Here is a 5,827-nt window from a genome sequence, read left to right on the forward strand (position 1 = left end):
AACTGCAGGGTGCCGATGAGCGAGAAGACCAGGATCAGGATCAGCGCGGGCGCGATCAGCGGGATCTTGATCCGCGTCGCGATCTGCCACCGCCCCACCCGCGACGCGCGGGCGCGCTGTTCGGTGGGCCGGGTCGCGGACGCGCTCGCCGAGGAGTTCCGGGTGCCCTGCCGGGTGGCGTACGCCTCGGCGGCTCCGCCGTCAGCCGGCGTGGCGGTGTCCCGACTCCGGGCGGCCGGCGCGCGGCGGGTCGCGGTGTGCGCGTACTTCCTGGCGCCCGGCCTGTTTCACGATGCGGTGGCCGAGGCGGCCCGTGCGGCTGGCGCGGTCTCGGTCGCCGCGCCGCTGACCGACGCGCCGGAGTTGGTCGAGTTGGTGTTGCGGCGGGTCGACGATCGGCCCGTGCCTGCGTCGACGAAGTGACCCGTGCCGGCACGACGTCGCAGGTGCCGGACAGCGGAACGCCCCGGTGGGTGAACCCACCGGGGCGTACAGCGTGTCGTGGGGGATCAGGCGGAGTGAGCGCGCAGCACCCGGAGACCGCCGCGCCGCTTGACAGCGCGCCGCTCCTCCTCGCTCATTCCGCCCCAGACGCCGGCGTCCTGACCGGACTCGAGTGCCCACTGCAGGCACTGGTCGGTCACGGAGCAGCGCCTGCAGACGGCCTTGGCCTGCTCGACCTGCAGCAGAGCCGGTCCAGACGTCCCGATCGGGAAGAACAGCTCTGGGTCCTCGTCGCGGCAGACACTATGGTGACGCCAGTCCATGGCGGCAACACTCCTCATTCTGGATGGGTGGCAACAATTGCTTGGTCGTGCTTTTCCTATATGCATCCGCAGTGCCGGTGGTGACGGTTAGCGTCTGTCCATTCGGCAGTGCGTGAGCAGGCTGTTAGCGCCCGGGGACCTGCTGGAACAGCTCAACCTGACGAGCATATCCAGCCAATGTCCCGGTAACTCAAGTTCGCTTGTGAATACTTTCACGAACAGTCGTGATGTCAAGGGTGACGCTCGGAAAAACTCCGGGCGGTGAGCAAGCCCACAACCTGTTTGTCCGGATTCCAGTGCTTTCCTGGTTACCCGCCGTGCCACAGTCGAGGATCAATATAGTACAGTCCGCGTGACATTGCTGACATTTCCGGCACCTGCCCTCGGTGTGGCGGCGACCGGCCGATCCGGCTGTGGCCACCGTGTCGACCAAGGGCAGTACCCCGAGACCTAGCAGATTACTCTCAGTGCGGCCGGAACGGAGGTGAATCTGACTTTCTCCCGCTCGCCGAGATAGTCCCCGTCCAGCTGGAACGCCTGCGGACGGCTGGAGACCAGGGTGAACTCCGGCGTGTCATGGAGTCGTAACACCTGACGACCTCGCGGATCCGGCCGCCGGGACAGGAACTGCGTCACTGTCCGTGTTGTGCTAGCCACCCGGAGCTGACGCAGTGCCAGCACATCCAGCCCGAGGTCGAACGACGCAGCCGGGTTCGGGTTGACCTCCCGGTCGCCCAGGTACGTCCAGGGCGCGGTGTTCTGGATGATGACGGTGGCCAACTCGCTCTCCGCCTGCTCGCCCGGACGCTCCAGACTGATGGCGGGGTGCCGGCGGTCCGAGGCGAGGAAGTACTGGTTCATGATCGAGCGCAGGTACAGCGTCGGCGTGGACACCCGTCCCTTGCGCCGAGCCTGCTCCACCCGGTGGATCACTGCCGCATCCAGGCCGAACCCGGCGCAGAACGTGAAGTAGCGGTCGTCAGCGCGGCCCAGCCCCACCGTCCGGCTCCGGCCCAGCCGCAGCCCTTCGAGGATCATGCTGGTCGCCTCCGGCCACTCCCGGGGCAGGCCCACCGCGCGGGCGAACACATTGGTGCTACCGCCCGGAACGGTCGCCAGCGCGGGCAGCCGCTCGGCCATCGAGGTGTCGTCGCCGAGTTTCGGCGGGTCGGCCGTCATCAGACCGTTCACCACCTCGTTCACCGTGCCGTCGCCACCCAGGGTGACGACGAGGTCGACCCCCTCCGCGGCGGCCTCCCGGGCCAGCGCCACGGCGTGCCCGCGCCGACGGGTGTAGCGCACGCTGAGGTCGACTTCGCTGCGCAGCGCCCGGACAAGCACGTCCCGGCTGCGTTCGCTGGTGGTGGTGGCCTTTGGATTGACCACCAGGACGGCCCGCATGGGCGGCACTGTACCTCCCGGCCGCCCGGGTATCGTGGCGCGCGTGACCATCGACTCGGCCCCGATTCCCGTCACGCTCCGCTGGGCGGTCCGGCTGCTGTGGGCGGAAGCGGCCGTCGTCGGGCTGATCGCGCTCTGGCTCATCTGGGCCGACCTCACGGCCACCACCACCGACCTCCTGTCGGCGTTGCTGGTGACCGTGTTCGCCGTCGGGGCGGCGGTGGTGCTCTGGGCGCTCGGTCGGGCGCTGCTGCGCCGTCAGGCGGGCGCACGGGCCCCCGCGATCGTGCTCCAGCTGATGCTGCTGCCGATCGGGTGGTTCATGATCCAGGGTGGGCTGGGTTGGCTGGGCGTGCCGTTGATGGCGCTCGGCCTGGGCGTGGGCTGGCTGCTGGTCAGCCCTCCGACGACCCGGGCCCTCGGCTTCGAGTGACGGTGCGGGTTCCAGCGACCGTGCGGGTTCCAGTGACCGTGCCGGCTCCGGCAGGTGCCGGGCCGGTCAGTGGCAGAGCAGCCGGTCAGTAACCGCCGGAGCGGCGGGTGAGCAGCGCGATCGTCGCCCGGCCGTCGGCGGCCGTGGCGGACGCCGACGTGGTCAGCGCGGTGAGCACCTTCCAGGCGAACGACGACTCGGCGGGCAACGTGGCGCCCCGCACGGTCGGCACTGTCACCTCGACGGTCAGCGCGTCCTCGGTGACGGCGAAGCGACACTCCAACTCGGCGTCACGGGTGGCGATGGCGAGCAGCATGGCGCACGCCTCGTCGACGGCGATCCGCAGATCCTCGATCTCGTCGAGTGCGAACTGCAACCGGGCCGCCAGACCGGCGGTGGCGGTGCGGAGCACGCCGAGGTAACCGCCGTCGGCAGGCACCGTGAGGTGCACCACGTCGTCGTCGGTCGCTGGTTGGCCAGTCAGTTGAGTCACGCCTCATCCCCCCGGTCGGGGACTCTACCCGGTCAGTCGCCCTTACGCGTGCCGACGGTGGCGGCCTGGGTGGCCAACTCGCGCAGGGCGTCGCCGCTGAGCCGGTAGGGCACCCACTCGCTCATCTGCTCCGCGCCGATCGAGGCGTAGAAGCCAGCCGCCGGATTCCAGTCGATCATCCACCACTCCAGCCGCCGGTAGCCGCGTCGGACGCAGATGTCAGCCAGGGTGGCGAGCAGCATCCGACCCGCTCCGGTGCCTCGCGCGGACGGCCGCACGTACAGGTCTTCCAGGTAGATGCCGTGCACGCCGGCCCAGGTGGAGAAGTTGAGGAACCACAGCGCGAAGCCCACCGGCTCGTCGCGCTCGTCCACCGCGACGTGACCGAAGAGCGCCGGAGCGCTCGGCTCCTCCGACGCCGCGCCGGCACCGAAAAGGGCCGAGGTCAACTGCTCGGTGGTGAGGTGACACTGCTCGGGGGCGCGTTCGTACTCCGCCAGCTCGTGCACCATGGCGACGACGGCCGGCACGTCCTCGGGACGTGCCGGCCGGATCGTCGGGATGACCGACAAGGTCATGCCTTCTTGGTCTCCCAGAAGATCTTCGAGATCTCGTCGATCTTCGAGAGCAGCTTGTCGGCGGTGGCCGGGTCCAGGCTGCCCTTGACGCCACCGGCGCCGGCGAGCTTGGTGGCCTCGTTGAACAGGCTGTGCAGGTTCGGGTACTTCTCGAAGTGCGGCGGCTTGAAGTAGTCGGTCCACAGCACCCACAGGTGGTGCTTGACCAGCTCGGCGCGCTGCTCCTTGATGATGACGGCCCGGGTACGGAACTCCGGGTCGGTGTTCGCCTGGTACTTCTCGCAGATCATTTTGACCGACTCGGCCTCGATCCGGGCCTGAGCCGGGTCGTAGACACCGCACGGCAGGTCGCAGTGAGCGCTCGCGGTGACGCGGGGCGCAAGGATGCGCGGAAGTCGCATCGGGATCCTCCATGGGAAGTTTGCGATGATCAAAGGCGACATTACTCCTGGGAATGCTCCCCGAACCGGGTGGAGGTGAAACCAGTGCAGGCCGATCACCCGGCTGAGGCGGCCCGGTTGCGCAGGCCGCTGACCGCCGTCCTGGTGACCGGTCCGTCCATGGCACCGACGCTGCGGCACGGCGACGCGGTACTGGTGCGCCCCGGCGGCCGTCCGATCCGACCCGGGGACGTCGTGGTCGCGGTCTTCCGGACCCGTCCCGAACTGCTGGTGGTGAAGCGGGCGGTCCGGCCGCAGGACGGCGGCTGGTGGCTACGCGGGGACAACGACCTGATCACCGACGACTCCCGGGCGTACGGGGTGGCCGACGTGCGGGGAAGGGTCGTGGCCCGCTACTGGCCGCGTCCCGGGCGGGTGCCTCGCCGGCCGATATGACCCTGCTCACATCCGAGGGGCAGTGCCGACACTATGCTCGGAAAGTGCCCGGGTGACCCCCCGCGCCGCGTGCCACCGCTCGCCGCCCACCTCGCGGCCGGGCCCGCCGCCTCACATCTGCTCGACAGATCCTGGAGTCACCGCCATGTCTTCGTCCATCGTGGACCCCGCTGATCCCGTCTTCCTGCTGCACCGGGGCGGCAAGATGGCCGTCGCCTCGACCGTGCCGCTCACCAGCCGGGAGGACCTCTCCCTGGCGTACACCCCGGGGGTGGCTCGGGTGTGTGAGGCGATCGCCGCCGACCCCGACCTGGCCGACGACTACACCTGGGCGGCCCACGCCGTCGCGGTGGTCACCGACGGCTCGGCGGTGCTCGGGCTCGGCAACATCGGCCCGCGCGCCGCGTTGCCGGTGATGGAGGGCAAGGCGGTGCTGTTCAAGCAGTTCGCCGGGGTGGACGCGGTGCCGATCTGCCTGGACACGCAGGACGTCGACGAGATCGTCGCGGCGGTGCGGGCGCTGGCGCCCTCGTTCGGCGGCATCAACCTGGAGGACATCAGCGCGCCGCGCTGCTTCGAGGTGGAACGTCGCCTCGACGAGGCGCTGGACATCCCGGTCTTCCACGACGACCAGCACGGCACCGCGATCGTGGTGCTGGCCGCGCTGCGCAACGCCGCCAGTCTGCTCAACCGCAAGCTCGGTGACCTGCGGGTGGCGGTGAGTGGCGCGGGCGCGGCCGGAGTGGCCGTGACGAAGATGCTGATCGCCGGAGGCGTCAACCCCGACCAGGTGGTGGTCTGCGACTCCAAGGGGATCATCGGTCGGCACCGCACCGACCTGACCGGCAGCAAGGCCGAGTTGGCGGCGAGCACCAACGCCGACGGTCGCCACGGCGACATCACCGAGGCGCTGCGCGGCGCGGACGTGCTGATCGGGGTCTCCGGCGGCCAGATCCCGGAGACCGCGGTGGCCGGGATGGCCCCCGACGGGATCGTGTTCGCACTGGCCAACCCGACGCCGGAGGTGCACCCGGAGGTGGCCGCCCGGCACGTGGCGGTGGTGGCCACCGGTCGTAGCGACTACCCGAACCAGATCAACAACGTGCTGGCCTTCCCCGGGGTGTTCCGGGGTGCGCTGGACGCCGGCGCCACCCGGATCACCGAGGCGATGAAGGTCGCCGCCGCAGACGCCATCGCCGGAGTGGTCGCCGAGTCACTGACCGTCGAGGCGATCGTTCCGTCCCCGCTCGATCCGCGCGTCGCGCCGGCCGTGGCCGAGGCGGTCGCCGAAGCCGCCCGCCGCGACGGCGTGGCCCGCC

General features: G+C 70.1%; 9 protein-coding genes. 4 read left to right on the forward strand and 5 right to left on the reverse strand.

Annotated features, from left to right (window positions below; all coding sequences use genetic code 11):
- The coding region (locus tag ACWCO3_RS30225) for a sirohydrochlorin chelatase (RefSeq protein ID WP_450013281.1) at positions 1–423 on the forward strand (423 nt) is incomplete at its 5' end.
- 86 nt (positions 424–509) lie between these two features.
- On the opposite strand, the gene ACWCO3_RS30230 is transcribed toward ACWCO3_RS30225, so the two are convergent.
- Together ACWCO3_RS30230 and ACWCO3_RS30235 are read right to left on the reverse strand one after the other, a co-directional pair.
- Entirely contained in the window at positions 510–767 is a 258-nt protein-coding gene (locus ACWCO3_RS30230; protein WP_088950012.1) for a WhiB family transcriptional regulator, read from the reverse strand.
- A 450-nt stretch (positions 768–1,217) separates the two neighbouring features.
- The gene (locus tag ACWCO3_RS30235) at positions 1,218–2,168 is read right to left on the reverse strand and encodes a diacylglycerol/lipid kinase family protein (protein ID WP_450013283.1); all 951 of its coding nucleotides are present in this window, start codon (positions 2,166–2,168) and stop codon (positions 1,218–1,220) included.
- A 43-nt stretch (positions 2,169–2,211) separates the two neighbouring features.
- Here ACWCO3_RS30235 and ACWCO3_RS30240 point away from each other — a divergent pair, with 43 nt between their 5' ends.
- Entirely contained in the window at positions 2,212–2,601 is a 390-nt protein-coding gene (locus ACWCO3_RS30240) for a hypothetical protein (protein ID WP_145779123.1), read from the forward strand.
- A gap of 85 nt (positions 2,602–2,686) precedes the next feature.
- Here ACWCO3_RS30240 and ACWCO3_RS30245 read toward each other — a convergent pair whose 3' ends face one another.
- The 3 genes from ACWCO3_RS30245 to sodN are packed head-to-tail and all read right to left on the reverse strand — an operon-like array spanning position 2,687 to position 4,073.
- Positions 2,687–3,094 carry an ATP-binding protein gene (locus ACWCO3_RS30245; RefSeq protein ID WP_088987803.1) on the reverse strand — a complete coding sequence of 136 codons (408 nt, stop codon included), beginning with the start codon at positions 3,092–3,094 and terminating at the stop codon, positions 2,687–2,689.
- A gap of 32 nt (positions 3,095–3,126) precedes the next feature.
- Positions 3,127–3,672: a GNAT family N-acetyltransferase gene (locus ACWCO3_RS30250; protein ID WP_358166041.1), complete on the reverse strand. Its 546-nt coding sequence runs from the start codon at positions 3,670–3,672 to the stop codon at positions 3,127–3,129.
- On the reverse strand, positions 3,669–4,073 hold the full coding sequence (gene sodN / locus ACWCO3_RS30255) for a superoxide dismutase, Ni (RefSeq protein ID WP_145779125.1): 405 nt from the start codon (positions 4,071–4,073) through the stop codon (positions 3,669–3,671). Before sodN ends, ACWCO3_RS30250 begins: the two co-directional genes overlap by 4 nt.
- A gap of 84 nt (positions 4,074–4,157) precedes the next feature.
- Between sodN and ACWCO3_RS30260 the strand changes: the two genes are divergently transcribed.
- Both ACWCO3_RS30260 and ACWCO3_RS30265 read left to right on the forward strand, forming a co-directional pair.
- The gene (locus tag ACWCO3_RS30260) at positions 4,158–4,508 is read left to right on the forward strand and encodes a S24/S26 family peptidase (protein WP_244311568.1); all 351 of its coding nucleotides are present in this window, start codon (positions 4,158–4,160) and stop codon (positions 4,506–4,508) included.
- A 145-nt stretch (positions 4,509–4,653) separates the two neighbouring features.
- Positions 4,654–5,827: NAD(P)-dependent malic enzyme (locus ACWCO3_RS30265; RefSeq protein ID WP_450013286.1), on the forward strand; the 1,174-nt coding region annotated here is incomplete at its 3' end.

The sequence above is a fragment of the Micromonospora sp. NPDC002411 genome (genome assembly GCF_053592955.1).

Bases quoted from the DNA above. Each gene is read 5' to 3' on its own strand.
- ACWCO3_RS30230 (WP_088950012.1), bottom strand. From the start codon at position 767: ATGGACTGGCGTCACCATAGTGTCTGCCGCGACGAGGACCCAGAGCTG.
- ACWCO3_RS30250 (WP_358166041.1), bottom strand. From the start codon at position 3,672: ATGACCTTGTCGGTCATCCCGACGATCCGGCCGGCACGTCCCGAGGAC.
- ACWCO3_RS30235 (WP_450013283.1), bottom strand. From the start codon at position 2,168: ATGCGGGCCGTCCTGGTGGTCAATCCAAAGGCCACCACCACCAGCGAA.
- sodN (WP_145779125.1), bottom strand. From the start codon at position 4,073: ATGCGACTTCCGCGCATCCTTGCGCCCCGCGTCACCGCGAGCGCTCAC.